Origin of the sequence: Clostridium beijerinckii HUN142, assembly GCF_000621745.1 — a bacterium.
In the GTDB taxonomy this organism is placed as follows: domain Bacteria; phylum Bacillota; class Clostridia; order Clostridiales; family Clostridiaceae; genus Clostridium; species Clostridium beijerinckii_A.
Genome location: NZ_KK211335.1, coordinates 14490 through 36491, shown reverse-complemented (window position 1 = coordinate 36491; position 22002 = coordinate 14490). Strand labels below are relative to the sequence as shown.

The following is a 22002-nucleotide window of genomic DNA, read 5'->3' as shown; positions in this document are numbered from 1 at the left end:
TTATGAAATTAACCATAGTAGATGTAGCTAAAAAAGCTAATGTATCTGTTGCGACTGTTTCAAGGGTAATGAATGGAAATTATCCAGTGAAAGAAGAAACAAGAAAAAGAGTACTTGAAGTGATAGAAGAACTTAAATATATTCCTAATATGCAAGCACGTGAGCTTACTAAACAGAAGTCAGCTACTATAGGTGTTGTTGTTCCTAGTATCAATAATATGTTTTTCCCAGAAGTTATAAACGGGATTGAAAGCAGCTTAAAAGCAAATAATTTATCATTAGTATTAGCATGTAGTAATAATAATAGTGAAGAAGAGAAATTATGCATTAACAATTTATTATCTAGGAATGTATCTGGAATAATAGTTATTGACCCAAATACAGACAATATTAAATCTAAATTTTTTCATAATATTTCAAAACAAACTCCAATTGTTTTTGTTAATGGACATTCAGTGTCCACAAATATTTCGTCTGTTGTAAATGATGAAGCTATGGGTGCAAGTATGGCTTTAAATTATTTATTAGAAAAAAATCATAAAGACATACTATTTGTTAGAGGAAAAGATAGTTATTCTTATGATGTAAAGGAAAAAGTTTATACAGAAATAATGGAAGACATAAATAATTTTAATCCACAAAATATTATTAACATAGGAAATGGAAATAGTAGTGAAACTGTTGATAACACTGTTAACATATTTCTTGATGTTTTTAAAACATCTACTGCAACCGCCGTTCTTGCGTGTAATGATCTTATGGCTGTTGGAGTACTCAATGCCTGTAAGAAACTAAATATAGATGTACCGAATAAGGTATCAATTATAGGATTTGATAATATCGATTTGAGTAAATTTGTAGAGCCTAAACTAACCACTATAGATCAAAACATGTCTCTTCTCGGGTCAAATGCGGCAACATTGATATTAGAAAAAATAGAATATGATAATTCTTGTAGCAAGAGAATTATTCTTATGAATACTTTAATTGAACGTGATACTGTAAACTCTATTTAATATATTTATTAAAATAAATAATGCATTTGTTATAGTTACTAATTATTTTAATGTAACATATACAAAAGCATTATTTTTTTATTCTCTAGGAATTTATATTCAAGTTAAATATGTGGACATTGTGCCCCTTGAGGGTATAAGTTATGAAAAAGGCGGATTCAGAAAATTACGATTTGTAAAGAGAATAAAAAAGAAAATATATTCACCTGCATAAAATATTCTTATATGCGGAACTTAACTAAAGTCACCTGCGATTTTTTTCTTTTATCAAAACTTTAAAATGAATCCATTGCCATAGAACATATATTCGTATATAATATTCTTAACGAATATATGTTCTTACTTTATATATATTGTAATTTAATCATACATTTTTTCTTAATTGAGCACTTGGCTTACTAGAACTTTAAATGTAAATGTTATTATTGCAACATATATATTATTTAAATTCGGTTAGAATACGTATTTCAATTTCAAAGTTTCATATTATGAGGAAGTGTAATCAAAATGGATTTAATGGAAAAATTAAAAATATTATCTAATGCTGCAAAATATGATGTTTCTTGTTCTTCTTCTGGCTCAAAGAGACAAAATGCTAAAAATGGAATAGGTAATGCCTCAGAAGCTGGCATTTGTCATAGCTTTACTCCTGATGGACGTTGCATTTCTCTCCTTAAAATATTATTTTCAAATGATTGTATTTTTGATTGTAAATATTGCATTAATGGATCATCTAGAGATTTTTTAAGGGTCAGCTTTACTCCTGATGAAATATGTAGTCTTGCTATTAATTTTTACAGGCGTAATTATATAGAAGGCCTCTTTCTAAGTTCAGCTGTTATTTATAATCCTAATTATACTATGGAACTTCTACTTAAAACTGTAAAAAAACTGCGTATAGAAAATAAATTCAATGGTTATATTCACCTAAAAGCTATCCCTGGATCTGATAATGCTTTAATTGAAGAAGCTGGTAAATTTGTGGATAGAATGAGTGTTAATATAGAACTTCCTTCTAGTAATAGTCTTAAACTTTTAGCTCCCCAAAAAAGTAAAGAAAAAATTTTACAGCCGATGAAAACTATAAAAAATTCAATAATTAATTATAGTGAAATGAAAAAAAGTATAAAAAGTACCCCATTATTTGTTCCTGGTGGTCAAAGTACTCAATTAATCGTTGGCGCAACTCCTGAAAGTGATGGAAAAATCCTAAAACTCTCTGAAGCTCTTTACAATAAATATAGTCTAAAGAGAGTATACTACTCTGCTTATGTTCCTGTGATTAAGGATAACAAACTACTTCCTGACATCACACATCCACCAATGCTTAGGGAACATAGGCTTTATCAAGCTGATTGGCTTCTTAGATATTACGGATTTCAAGCTAATGAACTTTTGAAGAATGATGATGATAACTTTGATTTAAATTTTGATCCCAAAACACATTGGGCACTATCTAATTTAAATGAATTTCCTGTTGAAATTAATAAAGTTTCTTACGAAAAGCTATTACGTATTCCCGGAATAGGAGTTACTTCTGCTAAAAAGATTTTAAAAATAAGAAGAGTTCATAATTTAACCTTTGATGACTTAAGGAATTTAAGAGTTGTACTTAAAAGAGCCAAATATTTTATTACTTGTAACGGAAAATATCATGGAGATGTTCTTTTTGATAATATCAAAATAAGAAATAAACTTCTAGAACAAGATATCTCTAAAAGTAGCACTATAAATCCTAATCAAATATCATTTTTTGATAATAGTTCATTTAGTGATGTGACTCTTCCTTCTGGAATCATATTACCAAAAGATAATATTTCCTTACCAGATATATCATCTATGAAAAGCGAAAGTTCTTTTACTAATATAATTCCTAAACCAAATATATTAAGATTAAATGATAAGATTACTTCTTTAACTGGAGAATTTTAATTATGAAAATATACTTATATGATGATACTTTTGAAGGTCTATTAACTTCCATATATGATGCTTTCTATTCAAAAAGCTCTCCTCCAACATCGATATATGGAAAAAATCAAATAAATATTCCTCTTCTATTAGGAGATATGATTGAAATTTCTACAAATATTAATAAATTTAAAAAAGTAAAAGACGCAATTATAAATAAAATTGATTTCCTTTCATTAAAAAAAATATATTTTGTATACCTAAGTAATTATGAAGATAAAGGATTAATTGTATTTAATTATTTAAAAATAGCTTTTAAACTCGGGCATGATGTTCACGATTTTTTAAACATAGATATGATACGACTTGTAGACAATATTACGAAAAAAGTTTTAAATGAATGTCATAGATTTGAAGGTTTTGTTAGATTTAATCAGATTGAAGAAAAGCTTTTATATTCCTCTATCGAACCAGATAATGACATTTTAGAGCTTATTGGGGATCATTTTAAAAATAGATTTCCTAGGGAATATTTTATTATACACGATATTTCTAGACAAAAGGCTTTAATATATAATACAAATTTTTACGAAATAATAGATATGGATATGGAAACTTATGAAAAACTAAAGTTTCATAATGATGAATACACAAATCTTTGGAAAACATATTTTAAAGCTACTACCATTGAAGAACGAAAAAACCTTAAACTTCAATGTAGAATGATGCCAAAAAGATATTGGAAGCACATACTAGAAACCAAGATATAATTTACATTCTTCATAAGTGTAAGTATTGCTAATTGAGTGAAATATAGAAATACTTGCAAGTGTTTGCTGCTGAACCCTCGAAAGGGAATATATGCGTTTGTTCCAGTTCTTTGAAGATTTTGCTGGGTGATTCTAAGCGCACAAGTTGTGCCCAAAGTGCTAGCCTCAAAGCACAGCTTTGAACAAGCACATTTGGAACAATTTCTACTCTAAGATTCACATCCAGCAAAATCTTCTAATGAACGCTGCACAAAAGCATATATTCCCTTTCTTTGCATTAGAAGTAAATTTAAAATAAAACTATATACATACAAGTATTTTTATATTTCTATTGTTAGCAACGTAAGTAAATGAAAAAAATATGCTCAAAAATACACTGATTATTATGTGTCAGACCGGGAATTATATTGGCCTCATACAGATGCACAAATTTTACTCATACATAACGTTCAATGTTTAAGTTTAAAATTATTGAGTATTTATTAACACTGTAGATTTGATAACACATAGAAATAGGTTTCAAAATCACAATCCATCATATTGATTTCTAAGTATTTCGCACATAGATACCGAGTGTAAAGTTAAACAATATTTTATGTATTGTAGTATATACCAGAAAAGAAGGTCTTGCTTTTGTGTAGGTGTTACATATAGGATTTAGCTGTAAATATTTCTTCAGTAGAAGTTGTTCCATTTTCGCTTGTCCCGTGCTTGTCACAGGAGCATGCAGAAATGATGCAACTTCTTCTATTGGAAATTCACAGTTAAATACTCCAGCAACCTAGAACAAATGCATGACCTTCCTTTCGGTGTTTACATATATAACTTTAAGTTTACTTTAGATATCTAGTGCTTCGCAATACTCTTAGTCTGCGGCTTTAATATCTCCATTCACTATGATTTCTAATTCTCCAGTTTCAGGACTCATAATAAGACCGTGTACCCTTACATCCTCAGGCAAAAGAGGATGATCTTTTATCATTTTAACACTTTCTTTTATTGAATCCTCAACAGATTCAAAACCATGAAGCCATCTCTCAACGTTAACTCCCGCGTTATTTAAAGTTGAGAGAGTTTCCTCTTTAATTCCTCTATCTAACATTTTATCAACAAGTTTTTTTGTGTTTAAATTACTCATCCCACAGCCATGATGTCCTATTACAAAAACATCTTCTGCACCAAATTCATATACTGCAACTAATATACTTCTCATTACCCCACCAAATGGATGCATAACTGTTGCTCCAGCATCTTTTATTATTTTTGCATCCCCATTCTTGATATTCATGGCTTTAGGCAACAATTCTGTTAGCCTTGTATCCATGCATGATAATATCGCCATCTTTTTCTTAGGTATCTTAGTTGTTACATATTCCTGATAATCTTTGTTCCCCACAAAACTTTCATTATACTTTATTATTTCTTCTAATTTACTCATTTTAGCCCCACTCCTCGTAAATCTAATAATATAATACGTTTTTTTTATTAACTTAATATTAAGTTAACTTGGTTTGATTGTAAAGTTATTTTATATATCTTTTAATTCTTACTTACCCATGTATTCATGATAAGGCAAGCGAATTGAAACTCCTGTCTGATCAAATTTATATTCTGTGTCATAAAGCGGGTTTTTATTAGAAACCAAATTAATTCCAACACTGTAGAGGGCTTTAGCTAATTCATACGGGTCCTGTAGAACAGATCCTGTCATTATTCCTTGTTTAATTAATTCCTGCGCTTCTGGTATTGCATCAACTCCTACAACTGATATAGTAGGAGTCTTGCCACCCTTATTATAGCCATATTCTTGCAGTGCTTTAATTGCACCTATAGCCATGGAATCATTATTCGCAATTATAGCTTCGATTTTATTTCCATACTGCAAAAACAATGTTTTAGTAAAATTTTCAGCTTCTTCCTCATTCCAATTACAAACCCTTAATGCAACCTCTTGAGTCTTTATTCCTGAATTATTAATTTTTAATATTGAGTATTCTGTTCTTTTAATTGCCTCTAAATTGTTTTGTTCACCCATAAGCATAACATATTGAAGTATGTCATCTTTATTTTTATCTATTGCTGTTTTATTCTTATTCCATTCATTTATGATAACTTTTCCTTGTAATAGTCCGGCTTCCTCCGCCTCTGTTCCTATATAGCAAGCTTTATTATAAGATCTTATAGAATCTATCGCAACTGGTTCCCTATTAAATAGAATTACTGGAATATTAATTCCTTTTACTTTATTAATAACTAACTGCGTACTCGTTGTTTGAACTAGATTTACCAGCAAAAGATCAACATCTTGCTTTTCAATTAAATTATTAATATCTTTATCCTGTATAGATTGATCATTCTTCCCATCATAAAAAATAAATTCAATATTTCCTTCGTTCTCTTTTTGTATTTTTTCTAGATTTTCGCGAACTAAAGAAATATATGCATCATCAAATCTATATACTAGTACAGCTGCTTTAATAGGTTTCCCTTCAGCAATTCTTGAACTCACCATGATATTGCTTTGGTTGATACTTATTAGCATAGCCGCTGCAATCATCATAACAATTGTGGCAATTATCTTTTTAGACATCTTATGTTAATCCTCCATATTGTTTACTATAAATTATTTAATCAACTTAAATAGCCTTAGATGTTATCATTACTTATATATCCTTTGTAAGGAATACGTACTGAAACTCCCGTATCATCAAACTTATATGAAGTCCCGGCAAGCGGCTCTTTGCCATTAACTAAATTTATTCCGATAAGATATGTTGCTTCTGCCATTCTAGCTGCATCTTGAGGGACAGATCCAGTCATAATTCCCTCACTAATAAGTTGCCTTGCCTCTGGTATTGCATCTACACCGACAATCGGTATTACTTTGCTTTTATCTCCATCATTATATCCATATTTTTGTAGTGCCTCAATTGCCCCTATTGCCATCGCATCATTATTAGAAATTATAACTTCAATTTTATTACTATTTCCTAAAAATAATGAATCCATAGTATCCCTAGCCAAGTCCTCTTCCCAGTTGCAAACTCTCAACGCAATTTCTTCCGTTTTAATTCCTGCATCATTTATTGATAAAACAGAATATTTTGTTCTACCAATTGCTTCTAAGTTGTCGCGCGGTCCCATCAGCATAACATATTGCATTATATTATCTCCATTTTTATCAATAATTTTTTTATCTTTATTCCACAAGTTAGAAAGAAGCTCTCCTTGCAGTATTCCTGCTTCTGCTGGATTTGTTCCAACAAAATAAGCTTTACTATATGATCTTACAGGTTCCATATTCAGTGGTTCTATATTAAATAAACCCAGAGGTATGTTTTTTTCTTTAACTGCATCTATAATCGGCTTTACTCCTCCTGGATCTACTAAATTCAGTAATATAAGATCTACACTTTCGTTATTAAGTATTAAATTAATATCTCTATTTTGTAATGATTGATCATTTTTGCAGTCATAAAAGGTAAACTCAATATTCCCTGGATTATTTTTCTGAATTTCTTCAAAGCTTTGCTTAAGTAAGACCGTGTATGGATCATCCAAAGTACGTAATAGCACACTTGCTCTTACTGGCCTTCCTTCAGTAGCTGTTAACTGCGAATTAGCAGCTGCTTTATTAGAATTTAATACTAGATTTATTATCATAATTGTAATAGTGCATAATACCAATATCTTTTTAGAATGTCTCATTTTTATCCTCCAGTAATTTTATGGACAAAGTTTTGTTATTTTAATGTATATATGTTTGAATTGAATTTCTATTTGAGTCTTAACTAAGGACTTACCTCACTAGAATTTTAAGTGTAAATTTATTATTGCAACATATATATATAAATATCAGCTTATTCTAAATAAAAAAAGATAAATTCAGTTTTACCTTCACTTTTTAATTAGAATAACTATTAAATTTATTAAGTTTGATTTCATTTAATTAGTTACATATAAACTTAAATTATTTATTTTTATTATGCGTGTAATAAAGAAGTTTATACTGATACGAAATATATTTGATATAATCTAAATATAAATAAACATAACTATTATTGATAAAAATTTATGAAAAATAGAAGTATACTTATACTAAAAAAGAAGTAAATCAAAATATGTTTTACTTCTTTGTTTAATGATAAGCATACTTCTACTTTACGCATAGTATATATCTTTATTTGTTTTCTATATATAGGTCAACATTATCGCTGGTAACTTCAGCATGAGGAGTCCTAATGTACTTCCCTTTTTCTAGTCCCTCTATGGAATTTACATTTCCATGGGAAGCTAATGTATATGCAAGATTAAAGATAGCATTTGCCTGTTTCTTAGAATCATTTAAAATAGTTCCTATCATAGATCCATTTTTCACTGCCTCTAACGCTTTAGGAAGCCCATCAATTCCTACAACTAGTGGTTTCTTACCGCTTATATTAGCATCATTTATTGCATTTATTGCTCCAAGTGCCATATCATCGTTATTACTAAATACAACCTCGATCTTATCTCCAAAATTTTTAATCCATTGCGACATCTTTGTTGTTGCCTGAGCACTTTGCCAATTTGCCGTATCATCAGCTAATTTCTCTAATTCAATTCCATTTTGAGTTATAGTTTTGATACAATATTCTGTTCTAATTAAAGAATCTTGATGTCCCTGCTCTCCTTCAATCATTACATATTGGATTTTACCATCTCCATTTTTATCTACCATTCTATTATCTTTTTTATAAGCATTTATAATAATATTAGCTTGCATCTCACCCGATTGTTGTGCGTCTGCTCCAACATAATAGAGCTTGTTCCATCTTTCCATATCTTCTTCTACTGGCTCACGGTTAAAGAAAACAATTGGAATATTAGCTGATTTTGCTTTATCTATAATCATAGACGCTGCTGTACGATCAACCATATTTACACATATAACATCATAATTTTGTGCAACAAATTTATCTACTTGATTACTCTGGTTAATCAAATTTCCTTTTGCATCTGCAACATTAACAATTATTTTATATTTACCTTGAGTTTCTTTCTCTTTCGCTATATCTTCAATATTATTCGCAATTTCTGATATAAACGCATCATCTTGTTTATATAAGGTCACACCTATTTTTATTTCTTTAATATCATTACTATAATTTCCTGTTTTCACATTTGCACTACAAGATGATAACACATTAAAAATTGAAACTACTGTTAAAAGCCCTGATAATTTCTTAATTAATCTCACTACAATCCCTCCACCATATGATTCCATCAAGCACTCAAATGCATTTATAGTAAAATTCATTTTTAGCATTTATGGCGCTTATCTAACAAATGGGAATAATAATCTTTGATTTTCTTCCGAGTACATATTTTCTGTATTTATAACTGTTGAAGAGATAATGTTATTGGGCATATCTTTTTTATTAATTTTATATACTGCTGATTTTATACTTAGGTATCCTACATTAAATTCATTCTGAATGGCTGTTGCACTAATAACCTTATCTTCTAAAAAAGAAAGAATTTTGCTTGTACTTCCTGCCCCATATATCTTTATTGATGCTTTTCCTTTGTTAATACCCATTAAATCCTTTTTAGCTTGAGAAACATTTTCTAATAATCCTGCATCAAATGTAACTACAACATCAATATTATTGTTCTCTAACAAACTTTTGGCTTGATTATAATAAGTAACTTGCTTGTCTTCTGAAAACTCCCCAAATTCACATTTGTTATCTGTTCTATTCATAACACTCATGAATCCATCATATCTTTCCTTTATACCGCTACACTCTAAATTGTTTTTGATTATGAGTATATTTTTATTTTTATCTCCGTTCTTTATTAATTCTTCTCCTAATCTAGATCCAAGCTTATAGTTATCGCAAGAAATACTAGGCTGAGCATGTTCTGATTTTATAGTAGAATCAAATAGTATAATTGGTATCTTTTTTCTAGCGCTTTCTATTGGTTCTGCCATCTTTTCGTAATCTGCAGGAGACACAATTATTGCATCTGCCTTATTTTTTATCTCTCGCTCTATAAGCTCTTTCTGCTCGTCTACGCTATTATCTTCCGATAAAGTGACAAAACTTACATTCACATTCATTTCTGAAGCTGCTTGTTCAATCCCCTGTCTCATTATCATTAAGCTTTCACTGTTTCTTCCTCTAGTTATAACTGATATGTTATATATCTTTGTATCTTTTTCATGCCACAATGTATTATTTAAGAAAAGTAAGAAAGATAATATTAATAGTAAAAATAAAGTAATAAAAATTTGCTTCCTTTTTCTCTTCACTATTTCTCTTCCTCCCTCTTCCTAATTTCGTAAAAGTCTATACATGGCATATGAATACGAACTGTTGTCCCTTCATCTGGTTCACTATAAATTTCAAGACCATAATTCTTTCCAAAATATAATTGTATTCTTTCATTAACGTTCTTCAATCCGATACCAGAACTCTTCCTTTCAACCTTACTTTCACCTGTTAAAAGGCTATCCGCAACTTCTTGCAACATACCAAGTCCGTTATCTACAACATCAATATATACCTCATTATCTTTTGCATATGCATTTACTAAGATCTCACCATCTCCCCCCATAAATTCCATACCATGATAAATTGCATTTTCAATTAGCGGTTGAATAATTAATTTAATGCTCGCGTAATTAAGAACTTTCTCATCAACCTCAATATTATATGTGAATTTATTTTTATACCGTATATTTTGTATAGTCAAATAATTTCGCGCATGTTCAATTTCATCTCTCACTGTTATTACATTCTTCCCTTTGCTTAAGCTTATTCTGAAAAGTTTTGCTAAAGCAGTTACCATAATTATTGCTCCATCATAATTTTCATTTTCTATCATCCATATGATTGAGTCTAATGTGTTATATAAAAAATGAGGATTAATTTGTGCTTGAAGAGCATTAAGCTCACTTTTTCTTTTTGATTCTTGTTCAACCATTATGTTGTCCATAAGTGTATGCATTTGATTGACCATGGAACGAATTGCTTTTCCTAAATGCTGAATCTCATAAGATCCACTTATCGAAATATCTACATTTTTCACTCCATTTTCCAGTTTCTTCACACATTTTTCTAATGATCGTATTGGATTAGCTATTCTTGATGAAACGAACATATTAAGAAATACAAGAATGAAAATAGCGAAAGACATGATAAAAACAGCGAATATACTCATTTGATAATAATCTGAAGTGATATCTAACATTGGTGTAATTCCAACAATCTTCCATCCAGTGTATCCAACAGTTTTAACTGTAACTAATCTTTTTTCTCCTCTGAAAGTTTCTATATGATTTCCATCATCATAAGTTGCTTCAATTTTATTATTTTCATCTATTAAATCTGAATAAATCAATTGCTGTCTCGGATGATAAATAATCTCGCCCTCTCTATCTACTAAATAAACATATCCTGATTTTCCTATATTTGCATTTTTGCATATCTGCTCTATTCCACTAAAATTTATATCAACTAGCAACACCCCAGATGTTGTTTTTTTATTATTAGTAAGTTCAACAGCCCTACTTAAAGATACGACCCATCGATATTTATAATCGGGATCTACAAATAAATTTTGAACATGAGGTGTTGAAAAATGTAAATTTTCTTTCTTATCTATCGCCTTAGTAAACCAATCATTTACTCTTGGATCGATAGAGCTCTTTAATTGCTTTACAGGAGATGCCGCTATAACTTCCCCCTCTTGTGAAAAAGCGCATATACTTATAAGTGAATCTTTATTTGTTTCATACAATAAGTCCATTTCTTTATCTATAGTATCTGTAGCTAAATCTTTCTTCTTGATTACATTGTAATAAGTAGTATCAGACACTTTCATCATATTCCTCAAATAAGAATCTAAATTTAAATTTACTTGATCCAACATAGATTTATTATGCTCAGATACCATTTCTTCAGTTGAAGTTATAAAACGAAAATATAAAGCCCCTCCAACAGTGACCATTCCTATAACTGCTATTACGGTAAATGAAATTGATATTATATGTTGTATACTACCGCTATTAGCGTATTTTATTATCTTTTGTATTTTTCTTTTCAACAAATTAAGCATGGTAACTCAACTCAATTCTTTCTATACTTTGATGGAGATACTCCAAACTGTTTTTTAAAAACATAACTAAAATAATTAGCTTCTGGATATCCAACTTTTTCCGCTATCATGTATGTCTTATCATCAGTTGTATTCAAAAGCTTAACAGCTTCTTCTAAACGTGTTGCTGTGAGATAATTTACGAAACTTGTTCCTGTTTCCTTCTTAAACATTGTAGAAAAATATGTTGGGCTGACATGTAATTTAGAACATAACCTTTCTACAGAAATATCATAATCACTATAATTTTCTTTTATATATTGTTTTGCTTTCTCAATAAGCATCATAGATGAATTGATTCGCTCCCTTTTAATATAACTATTTATCCTAATAGCTTTTCCTATAATCCATTTCTCGACTTCATGAATAGAATTGAATGATTCCAAATAACTGTATGCATTAAAATTTTCACCAAAAACTTCTTCTATGTCAAATGCATATGTTTGAACAAGTTTTAAAAGTGATGTCATAATTTCCATAAGATAAATTCTATATTGATTAAAAGGCAATAATAAATCTTCTGTTTTCTTAAACAAACTATCAATTGCCTCTGAAATTTCATCCTCTGAAGAAATTTTTATTGCATTTAGCATTGATCGTTCTTCTTTCTCATCAAGTTGTAGCTGGATTGAATTATCTGGTTCTACATCATCAATATAAATAGCTTTTCCAGCTCCTAATATAAATCTATAATCTAATGCATTTTGTGCAGTTCTATACGAAAAACGTATTTGCAAAGGATTATTATAAACATACCCTATCCCTGCAGATATTGTTAAACTCATAATTCTCTTATAAACTTTGCAAACCTCATTTATACCTTTTATAAATAATAATATATCTTCCTTTTTCTCAAAATTCCCCATAACTATTACCATACCAGAATAGATAAAACTAATAAACTTACAATACTTACCCATATTTTCATCTACAATTTTCTTAATAGAAATTGGTGTAAGTGCTGATTCCTTTTGCCCAGAAAAACTATTTAAGTTTTCTTCAAAAGATAATGTACCATCTGCCTGGATAAGTCCTACTGATAAATACTCATACCTAAAATCTATTCCAAGCTCCTCCAGTTGTTCATGCCATTGTTCTTCACTTATCCTTCCTTCAATTACACCAACTAAAAATTGTTCTCTAATTACTGGTAAACTTTTAATATAATGCTTATAAAGTGTTTCTAAATTTCTTTTTTCATTATATTCGCGATCAAGCTGTTCTTTTAACCTCACTAAAACTTCTATAAGTTCTACAGAGTTAATCGGTTTCAGAACGTATTCAACTACATTTATCTTTATTGCTTTATGAGCATACTCAAAATCATCACATCCTGAAAATACAATAATTTTTGTAGATGGCATTAATTCTACCAGCTTCTTTCCTAGTTCCAACCCATCCATAAATGGCATTTTAATATCTGTCATTATAACATCTGGCTGTAGTCTTTCTGCTTTTTCTAAGGCATCTTGTCCATTCTCGGCATCACCAACAACTATAAATCCATTGGCTTCCCAATCAATCTTTTTTATGATTCCAAGACGTATTTCTTCTTCATCATCTACAATCATAATTCTATATAAATTCATTTAACTACCTCCGATAGATGAATTATTTGCTAAGGCGCATGAAAATAAATAACACTTCAAGAACTGCCATGAATACTTTTTATCAGACGATGAGACAAATTCGCCCTCATAGCGGGTCTATTAGAGCAATTTGGCTACGAAGTATGATGAAAAAAGGCTGACAGGTAAATTTGTTATTTTTGATTGTGCCTAAATACTATTATACATTATGTATTAAATTATTACTAGCATGAGTGCTAAACCTTACCAATTCATTTATTATTTAGAAAATAAACAAAATACAGGCAAACCTCCAGCTAAAAAACTGATGATTTGCCTGCATTTTATTTATTTGTGTATGAATTATTTTCTTCTGTATTTTGCCATATCTATTGCAACTGCAACTGCTATGATGATACCTTTTATAACTTGTTGCCACATAGGACTTACCGCTATAAATTGTAATCCATATTGGATAACAGTAAATATTAGAACACCACTTACTATTCCACCAACTTTACCAACACCACCATTTAATGAAACACCACCTACAACGCAGGCTGCGATCGCATCAAGCTCATAACCATTACCATAGTTATTTGTTGCACCAGCTGTTCTAGCTGCTTCGAGTACACCACCAACACCATATAAAAGTGATGCGAAGATGAATATTCCCATAATAGTTGCAAATACATTTACTCCAGAAACTACTGCTGCTTCACGGTTACCACCAATAGCATATACATTCTTACCAAATACAGTTTTATTTAAAATAAACCATACTAGAATGATGAATACTACAGCAATTGGAACTAAAATTGATATTCCTGGGAAGCTTCCAATTTGAAACAATTTTGTTTGTCCAATCTCTATAAAATCTGGACGAATACCACCAATAGGTTGTGATTTGTTTGGAGGTAAGTCAAAGTATAGAGAAGTTACACCATATACTATAACTTGAGATGCCAATGTTGCAATAAATGGATGCATATCATATTTCGCAACCAAGAAACCATTAAGAACTCCAAATATAGCACATCCAACTACTGCTAACAGTATTGGAATGATAACTGCTAACTGTGGCATATTAGGGAAGAATCTATTTGCATAATCAGGGTTTTGCAACATTGAAGTTGATATTACAGCTGCAAGACCTACCATACGTCCTGCTGATAAATCAGTACCAGCAATTAATAATGTAAAACATATTCCTAAAGCAACAATCATTTTTGTTGATGATTGTGTCAAAATATCTAGAAATACAGCATATTGCATAAAACGTGGTTGAATTATCATAATTACAACTACTAGTAATAATAACGCTATAATTATTGCATTATCTGTAAAGAAATTCTTTATAGTTTTTGATGAAAAAACAACCTCCATATCTGCATTTTTCTTATCAAAAAACTGCTTTGCTCCATAAATAAGTAATGCTATACCAACTCCATCTATATAAATTGGTAAATCATAAAATACACTTGGATCTAAAATAAAATTAAAAACAATTCCTAAAGCCACCAAAAAAGCACCAATACCTAAAAATATTTTTCCAAAGCCTTTTCGTGAAACTATCTTTTCTCCACTCATATTACATACCTCACTTTCTTTCTCTCCTACCAAAATCATTTGTTATAAAAATTCATTTATCCAATAACTAGCGTCCGTAACATTTTCACTTCTTTATATGTAAGATAACATAACGGTTGCATACTCATGGACACTGTGCCCCTTATGGGTATAAGTTCAACTAAAATTCAGCTGCGGATTGGTCCTACCTGAATCAAGTTTAACTTGATAAAGGAGATATTTCTTATTGCATAAATTTTGTAGCAAGATTCATAACTTTCACTGAATCTGCTTCACTTTGATCTAAAATCCCAGTAACTTTACCTTCACACATAACCATAACTCTATCTGACATACCAAGTAATTCTGGCATTTCAGAAGAAATCATAATAATTGACTTGCCTTTCTTAACCAATTCATGCATGATAGAATAAATTTCATACTTAGCCCCAACATCAATTCCTCTTGTAGGCTCATCTAATATAAGAATATCTGGATTTGTAAGAAGCCAACGTGCAATTAAAACTTTTTGTTGATTTCCTCCAGAAAGATTTTGAATCAATTGTTCCATACTTGGTGTTTTAGTTCTAAGTTCCTGATTTGACTGCTTTGCAGCTTTATATCTCTTTGCTTCTTGTAAAACTCCCGCTTTAGCATATTCTTTCTGACTTGCAATTACAGTATTATCTAACACTGAAAGAATGCCAAATATTCCAGTAGCACGTCTTTCTTCTGTTAACAGTGCAAAACCATGCTCTTTTGCATCTTTGGGAATTTTTATTTTTATTACTTTTCCATCCTTTTCCACAGTTCCAGACTCTACTTCACGAAGTCCAAATAGTGCTTCGACTAATTCTGTACGTTGTGCCCCAACAAGACCACCTATTCCTAGTATTTCACCCTTATGTAAATCAAAGCTTACATTTTGGAATGATTTCTTAATTGGAGAACAAAGATTTTCTACCCTTAATACAACATCTTTACTTGGTGTATATTCTCTTGGTGGAAATCTATTAGTCATATCACGACCAACCATACGATTTATAATTAAGTCTGTTGTAAGATCTTTGGCATCCCAAGTTCCTACATACTGACCATCTCTCATAATTGTTACTTCATCTGATATCTTAAGAATTTCCTCCATCTTATGGGATATGTATATAATTGCACAGCCCTTATTTTGAAGTTGTTTTATTATCTTAAATAAATGCTTAGTTTCATTTTCTGTTAATGATGAAGTCGGTTCATCCATAATAATAATTTTAGAATTATAGCTAACAGCCTTTGCTATTTCAACTAATTGAAGATTAGATGGAGAAAGTGTTCCCGCTAATGCTTCAGGATTTATATCTAACTCAATTTCTTCAAATAATTCCTTTGTTTTCTTAATCATAGTTTTCTTATCAACAGCAATTCCTTTCATTGGAAATCTGCCAAGCCAAATGTTTTCCATAACTGGACGGAAACGAATTGGGTGCAATTCTTGATGTATCATTGATACACCTAAATCCAATGCTTGTTTTGAAGTATTTATCTCCATTTTCTTTCCATCTAATATGATCTCTCCACCATCTTCATGATAAATACCAAATAGACATTTCATTAGGGTTGATTTCCCAGCACCATTTTCTCCCATTAATGCATGGACACTTCCCTTGCGAACCTTCAATGTTACACCATCTAATGCTTTTACTCCTGGAAATACCTTTGTTATGTTATTCATCTCCAGTACATATTCACCCATACAAGCATCCTCCTTTTTTAAATAATAATTCAGGGATGGGGATTTTTTATAATCTCGCATCCCTGACAATTTCTATGCCAGATATATCTTATTTTAAATAATCCTTGTAGTTATCTTGAGTAACCTTTACATAGTCAATCCATACATATTTTCCATCAGTTACATCAAATCCAATATTTTCTTTATTAATTTCTTTCCCTTGAGCAGCTGCTAAAGCTATATTAACTGTAGCCTTACCTTGGTTTTCTGCATCATTTAGAACTGTTCCAAGAAGTGATCCTTCTTTCATAGCTTGTAGTGCTGGTGCTGTTGCATCAACTCCAACTACTGGAATATATTTAGATGCATCACCTTTGTTATATCCTTCAGCTTTTAATGCTTCTACTGCACCAAGAGCCATATCATCATTGTTACAAAGAACTGCTTCTATCTTATCAACACCTTGACCTGTCATGAATGCTTTCATAAGGTCAGTAGCTTTTGCCTTGTCCCACATTGCTGTATCAGCAGCAAGCTTTTGAGTTTTTAATCCTGCAGCTTCAATAGCTTTTATAGAATATTCTGTACGAAGAGTAGCATCTTGATGTCCTGGTTCTCCTTGAAGCATTACGTATTGTACAACTCCATCATGATTTTTATCTGCTTCTGGATGTGCCTTGAAGTAATCAGCTATAAGTTGACCTGATAAAGTTCCTGATTGTTCTGCATGTGCACCTACATACCAAACCTTATCATAGCTATCCATATCTGCTTTTTCTGGCTCACGATTTAAAAATACGATTGGAAGTTTCTTAGCTTTTGCTTTTTCAATGATAGGACCTGCTGCAGTTCTATCAACTGGATTTATTGCTAAGGCGTTTACACCCTTTGTAATAAATGTATCAACTTGCTCATTTTGAGTAGGTTGTTTATTTTGTGAATCCACTAATTCAATAGTTGATCCTTTTTCCTTAGCTTCACCTTCCATAGCAGTACGAACTCCTGTCATGAAAGTATCATCAAATTTATATATTGCTGAACCAATTAAAGTGTTTGAAGATTTAGTACTTGTTTGCGCATCCCCTCCAGAACTTGCACTCTTACTTGCTCCACATCCTGCCATTGTTGCAACTATAGCTGCTGACATTACAATTGTTAATAGACTCTTAAACCTTTTCATTTTTACCCCTCCATATTCTTATCTAAATCCCAAAACAAAGATTTATATTTGTCTTCGTTTACATTACTAATTATAGGGATTTTATTCCTTAGTCTCCATACAAAATTCTTCACTCTTTTATCGAATTTCTTAGATGTTATAGATAACCAACATATAACTTAGGCTTGTGGGATAATCCGCGGAAAGTAGAAACATTGTTATTTCGCATGACTATGAAAATTTCGCTGAAAGTGCTAAATTGCAGGTTGCATCCACTTTAGCATGCTCCAACTTTCCTAGGGAAGCTCGAGAACCTAAAAGAAAATTTTGGACTCTCACTTCACAACCTAAGATGGAACAATCTACAACTAAGACCCTTTAACAGCTCATTTTCAAATGTTTTCTACATATTATGACCCTTGTGGTTACAAATATATTTATTATTTCTAGTGAAGATATGAACTTAAAGCCTTAGCAACTTTGTAAATATGTTCATCTAATAAATAAAATTCTTAAACTGTTTATCTATAATTAAAAATTCATAACATTAATGCTATTTAAGAAATTAGTAATCCTCATTTTACTCATTTAAGGCTCTGGTAATCAATATATAGAATATAGAAATTAAAAGTATAAGTTGATTTTATTCTAATAAAAATATAAAAAGAGGATATAAGTTCAACATTTATACCCTCTATAAACAATATGTATAATTATATTTCTATTTATGAAATTGACTTAAAGATAAAATCATTATTTCTTGCATCTTGACACCTAAATTTTAAATTTTTGTATCATTTCATTAAGCCTTTGCGCAAGCTCCGCCTGGCTATGTGCTGTTAATGCAACTTGATCTATCGCTTTTGTGGCTTCATCCATACTTTCTTTAATTGTAGTTACTTCTTCACTAGACTTTTGAGTAGTTTGTGCCATGTCTTGTACAACTTCGCTAACCTGACCTACAGTAGCTGTTATCTCTTCTGACATAGCTGCAATTTCCTCTGACATCATGCTGACAAAATTTGAATCATTATAATATTGGTCACCGGTTTCCATATAGGCATTAAATTGTCTATGTACTTCAGTATTAATAAATGAAAGTATATCATTACCTGTATCAATACTATTTTTAAAAGCTTCGCGAACCCTAGTTATTGTTTCTTGTATTGATGTTACCGCTTGTGATGACTGTTCCGCAAGTGTTCTTACTTCTTCTGCAACAACTGCAAAACCTTTACCTTGTTCCCCTGCTCTTGCAGCCTCTATAGCTGCATTTAGAGCTAGTAAATTTGTTTGTTCTGCTATGCTTCCTATTGTATCTGCCATAACTTTTATATTATCTACTACTTTTCCATCTTCAATAACTTCTAACATTTTGTTTTCTTTTTCCGCATATAGATTCCTTGTTTCTTCTATAGCCCTTTTACCATTATTCTTTACCTCTGTTGCTTTTTCTTTAGATTTACTTGAACTACTACTTCCCTCCATAGCTTTTCCTGAAAGTTCATTAACGCTTGAATCTACTTCTTCAACTGATGCGCTTATTTCCTCTGCTGCTGCACTAGATTCTTGCATCCCATCAGAAATATTTGCTATAGCATCATCGATACTTCTAGCTCTTAAAGATAATTCTTCAGCTGTAGCAGAAAGTTCCTCGCTCGATGCACTTATATCTTGAGAATTTTCCATAATCTCTTTAACCAACATATTTACATTTTTTTGAGCCTTATTCAAAGCAATACCCGTTTGTCCAAATTCATCCTTTCTAGTAATAGTAATTGGCGTTGAAAAATCATACATCGCCAATCTCTCTGCATAATCTCTTATCTTCTTTAATGGTTTATTTACATGGCTTGCCATAAATATTCCAAGTAAAATAGCAATTATAAATCCTACAACACTCATCAAAATCATAATTATATTGGTTCGTGCGGATGCTAAATCAATATTATTACTTGCCACTTCTGCTGCAGCCAAATTTATTTCTATAACCTTATCGAGGCTAGCCAACATTTCTTCTTCTATAGGTAAAAAAATCTTATACTGCTTGGTCACTTCATTTGAATCGTTTAAATCCGCTGCATCTATTATCCTATTTCTCGCATCCCTATATTTTGTTACATTACTAGTAAACTTTGTCCAATTTTCTTTTTCCTCTGACGTAGTAATTAATTTCTCATATTTAGCTATATATTCATTATCTGCCGCTACCATATCAGCAATATTTTTTTTTGCTTGATCAACTTCTTTTTTATTTTGATCATACATTATAACTGAAACTTCGCTTTTTATTTGTGACATATTTGATTTAACTGACAAAATTTCATTAACACTTTGTAAATTTACGCTATACATTGTTTCTGCATTTTTATTTACTCTTTTTACTTCTATTCCACCAACTGTGCCTACAATAGCAATCAATATAGCCACTAATAAAAATGATGAAATTAACTTTGCTCTCACTTGGTTTAATAAATTCATATTAAAATTTCCTCCAATTGCTAAAATGCTATTATATATTATTTTCCTATTCCATTACTCTCCAATAATATTTTCATACTATCTTCTGTAAGCGGTTTGCTAAAATAGAAGCCTTGAATTATGTTACATCCTAAGTCAGCGAGTACCTCTATCTGCTCTCTTGTTTCAACGCCCTCAACTATTACCTTGTATTTCAAGTCCTTTGATAAGTTAACTATATTCTTTATTAATACCATGTTCTTATAATTTTCTACATGATCTACAAATGTTTTATCAATCTTTAATGTACTTACTGAAATATTAATTAAATAGCTTAAAGAGGAATATCCTGTACCAAAATCATCTATTGCAATATTTATTCCCATCTCTTTAAGTTCATTTAATACTTCTACTTTTTCCTCTGATATATCTAGAAAAGTACTTTCTGTTATTTCTATCTCTAAAAAATTTGGAGAAATATTATACTTATCACAGCATTTTAACAACTTATCCTTAAAATCTTTTTCCTTGATTTGGATCGGTGATATATTAACTGCAATATTATTAAACTTGTACCCCATATTCTTCCACAAGCTCGCTTGCTCTAATGATTTTTCCATCACCCAATCTCCAATTTGGACTATATCTCCATGTTCTTCAGCAATTGGTATAAATTCTGCTGGTGAAACATTTCCAAGCTTATCATTATTCCATCTCAACAATGCTTCAATTCCAACAATCTCATTGTTAGATAAATCAATCTGTGGTTGGTAATTAATATTTAGTTCATTCTTATTAATGGCATTCTTTAATTCGCTCCTGATCAATGCCTCCCTATAATATGTCTCAAATATTTCATTGTTAAAAATTGTATAATTATTTTTCCCACTTTTTTTAGACTTGTACATAGCCAAATTACAAAATTTCAATAATTCATCAGCATTTGAACTATTATCTGGGAAAATAGATATTCCCATACTTACATAAATATCCAAATCGTCATCTGTTATCTTAAAAGGTTCCTTTAAATTTTTATAAATTTTATTACAAATTTCCTCTATTTCATTTATAAATTTAAATTCATAGATTAGAATTGCAAATTCATCCCCATTTAATCTAAATAGTTTCCCTTTTCCCCTAATACAACTATTCACCCTTTCAGAAAAACATTTCAAGATGAAGTCACCAGCAGAATAACCCCAACTAGAATTTATAGTTTTGTAGTTATCGACATCAATATAAATAACCGCACCTTTTCTATAATTAGCTTTTGATATTTCCAAAGTATTGTTAAGCTTCTCAAAAAAATAAGTACTATTAGGTAGCCCTGTAAGGATATCGTATCTTGAAAATTCTTCATTAAACTTATTGCTTTTTCTCCTATATATATCTTTATTTAATTTTCTTTTTATGGCGCTTACCATGTTTATCTTAAGTTTATGTTCTTTTCTGGGCATATTAATTTTAATTTTATTCATAATAACTTCCTCTTTTAAATTAATACAACTAAACACGTGTAAAATTTTCCACCTCATTCCTACCACTTAATCCAAAATATAACATTTCAATGCTGATTGTTGCGTAATTATTCTACAAATCTTTAAACTTTGACTTTTTAAATAAATAAATATATCATTTATTTGAACATAATAAATATTTTGTCCAATTTTATTATATTATA

At 30.4% G+C, this 22002-nt stretch carries 15 protein-coding genes; 3 read left to right on the top strand and 12 right to left on the bottom strand.

Annotated features, from left to right (window positions below; genetic code table 11):
• Nucleotides 1-2: 2 nt before the first annotated feature.
• From T483_RS0118390 to T483_RS0118380, 3 genes are all read left to right on the top strand, one after another.
• Nucleotides 3-1016, top strand: coding sequence for a LacI family DNA-binding transcriptional regulator (locus T483_RS0118390; RefSeq protein WP_026888144.1), 1014 nt, complete (start codon nucleotides 3-5; stop codon nucleotides 1014-1016).
• Nucleotides 1017-1523: 507 nt separating this feature from the next.
• Entirely contained in the window at nucleotides 1524-2948 is a 1425-nt protein-coding gene (locus T483_RS0118385) for a putative DNA modification/repair radical SAM protein (protein WP_026888143.1), read from the top strand.
• 2 nt (nucleotides 2949-2950) lie between these two features.
• Complete coding sequence (locus tag T483_RS0118380; RefSeq protein ID WP_026888142.1) at nucleotides 2951-3697, top strand: TIGR03915 family putative DNA repair protein; 747 nt, start codon at nucleotides 2951-2953, stop codon at nucleotides 3695-3697.
• An 865-nt stretch (nucleotides 3698-4562) separates the two neighbouring features.
• Here T483_RS0118380 and T483_RS0118375 read toward each other — a convergent pair.
• The 12 genes from T483_RS0118375 to T483_RS0118320 form a co-directional block, all read right to left on the bottom strand.
• Nucleotides 4563-5135: a beta-class carbonic anhydrase gene (locus T483_RS0118375; RefSeq protein ID WP_026888141.1), complete on the bottom strand. Its 573-nt coding sequence runs from the start codon at nucleotides 5133-5135 to the stop codon at nucleotides 4563-4565.
• A gap of 108 nt (nucleotides 5136-5243) precedes the next feature.
• The gene (locus tag T483_RS0118370; RefSeq protein ID WP_026888140.1) at nucleotides 5244-6287 is read right to left on the bottom strand and encodes a galactose ABC transporter substrate-binding protein; all 1044 of its coding nucleotides are present in this window, start codon (nucleotides 6285-6287) and stop codon (nucleotides 5244-5246) included.
• A gap of 56 nt (nucleotides 6288-6343) precedes the next feature.
• On the bottom strand, nucleotides 6344-7405 hold the full coding sequence (locus T483_RS0118365) for a galactose ABC transporter substrate-binding protein (protein WP_026888139.1): 1062 nt from the start codon (nucleotides 7403-7405) through the stop codon (nucleotides 6344-6346).
• Nucleotides 7406-7877: 472 nt separating this feature from the next.
• Nucleotides 7878-8936: a substrate-binding domain-containing protein gene (locus tag T483_RS0118360; RefSeq protein WP_026888138.1), complete on the bottom strand. Its 1059-nt coding sequence runs from the start codon at nucleotides 8934-8936 to the stop codon at nucleotides 7878-7880.
• Nucleotides 8937-9014: 78 nt separating this feature from the next.
• Nucleotides 9015-9995, bottom strand: coding sequence for a substrate-binding domain-containing protein (locus T483_RS0118355; protein WP_026888137.1), 981 nt, complete (start codon nucleotides 9993-9995; stop codon nucleotides 9015-9017).
• Entirely contained in the window at nucleotides 9995-11803 is a 1809-nt protein-coding gene (locus T483_RS0118350) for a sensor histidine kinase (protein WP_026888136.1), read from the bottom strand. Before T483_RS0118350 ends, T483_RS0118355 begins: the two co-directional genes overlap by 1 nt.
• Before the next feature lie 11 nt (nucleotides 11804-11814).
• Nucleotides 11815-13431 carry a response regulator gene (locus tag T483_RS0118345; protein WP_026888135.1) on the bottom strand — a complete coding sequence of 539 codons (1617 nt, stop codon included), beginning with the start codon at nucleotides 13429-13431 and terminating at the stop codon, nucleotides 11815-11817.
• A 342-nt stretch (nucleotides 13432-13773) separates the two neighbouring features.
• On the bottom strand, nucleotides 13774-15000 hold the full coding sequence (mglC, locus tag T483_RS0118340; protein WP_026888134.1) for a galactose/methyl galactoside ABC transporter permease MglC: 1227 nt from the start codon (nucleotides 14998-15000) through the stop codon (nucleotides 13774-13776).
• 223 nt (nucleotides 15001-15223) lie between these two features.
• A complete protein-coding gene (locus T483_RS0118335; protein WP_026888133.1) occupies nucleotides 15224-16723 on the bottom strand; it encodes a sugar ABC transporter ATP-binding protein in 1500 nt (499 codons plus the stop codon).
• Between the two features lie 88 nt (nucleotides 16724-16811).
• Nucleotides 16812-17882, bottom strand: a complete 1071-nt coding sequence (locus T483_RS0118330; RefSeq protein ID WP_026888132.1) for a galactose ABC transporter substrate-binding protein — start codon at nucleotides 17880-17882, stop codon at nucleotides 16812-16814.
• 753 nt (nucleotides 17883-18635) lie between these two features.
• Nucleotides 18636-20342, bottom strand: coding sequence for a methyl-accepting chemotaxis protein (locus T483_RS0118325; protein WP_026888131.1), 1707 nt, complete (start codon nucleotides 20340-20342; stop codon nucleotides 18636-18638).
• A gap of 38 nt (nucleotides 20343-20380) precedes the next feature.
• Nucleotides 20381-21799 (bottom strand): putative bifunctional diguanylate cyclase/phosphodiesterase, encoded by a 1419-nt coding sequence (locus T483_RS0118320; protein WP_051560449.1) that lies wholly within the window; start codon nucleotides 21797-21799, stop codon nucleotides 20381-20383.
• Nucleotides 21800-22002 lie beyond the last annotated feature (203 nt).

What these genes read in the sequence shown, in the direction of transcription:
- T483_RS0118390 (WP_026888144.1), top strand. Translation starts at nt 3, where the DNA reads ATGAAATTAACCATAGTAGATGTAGCTAAAAAAGCTAATGTATCTGTT.
- T483_RS0118385 (WP_026888143.1), top strand. Translation starts at nt 1,524, where the DNA reads ATGGATTTAATGGAAAAATTAAAAATATTATCTAATGCTGCAAAATAT.
- T483_RS0118380 (WP_026888142.1), top strand. Translation starts at nt 2,951, where the DNA reads ATGAAAATATACTTATATGATGATACTTTTGAAGGTCTATTAACTTCC.
- T483_RS0118375 (WP_026888141.1), bottom strand. Translation starts at nt 5,135, where the DNA reads ATGAGTAAATTAGAAGAAATAATAAAGTATAATGAAAGTTTTGTGGGG.
- T483_RS0118370 (WP_026888140.1), bottom strand. Translation starts at nt 6,287, where the DNA reads ATGTCTAAAAAGATAATTGCCACAATTGTTATGATGATTGCAGCGGCT.
- T483_RS0118365 (WP_026888139.1), bottom strand. Translation starts at nt 7,405, where the DNA reads ATGAGACATTCTAAAAAGATATTGGTATTATGCACTATTACAATTATG.
- T483_RS0118350 (WP_026888136.1), bottom strand. Translation starts at nt 11,803, where the DNA reads ATGCTTAATTTGTTGAAAAGAAAAATACAAAAGATAATAAAATACGCT.
- T483_RS0118345 (WP_026888135.1), bottom strand. Translation starts at nt 13,431, where the DNA reads ATGAATTTATATAGAATTATGATTGTAGATGATGAAGAAGAAATACGT.
- mglC (WP_026888134.1), bottom strand. Translation starts at nt 15,000, where the DNA reads ATGAGTGGAGAAAAGATAGTTTCACGAAAAGGCTTTGGAAAAATATTT.
- T483_RS0118335 (WP_026888133.1), bottom strand. Translation starts at nt 16,723, where the DNA reads ATGGGTGAATATGTACTGGAGATGAATAACATAACAAAGGTATTTCCA.
- T483_RS0118330 (WP_026888132.1), bottom strand. Translation starts at nt 17,882, where the DNA reads ATGAAAAGGTTTAAGAGTCTATTAACAATTGTAATGTCAGCAGCTATA.
- T483_RS0118325 (WP_026888131.1), bottom strand. Translation starts at nt 20,342, where the DNA reads ATGAATTTATTAAACCAAGTGAGAGCAAAGTTAATTTCATCATTTTTA.
- T483_RS0118320 (WP_051560449.1), bottom strand. Translation starts at nt 21,799, where the DNA reads ATGAATAAAATTAAAATTAATATGCCCAGAAAAGAACATAAACTTAAG.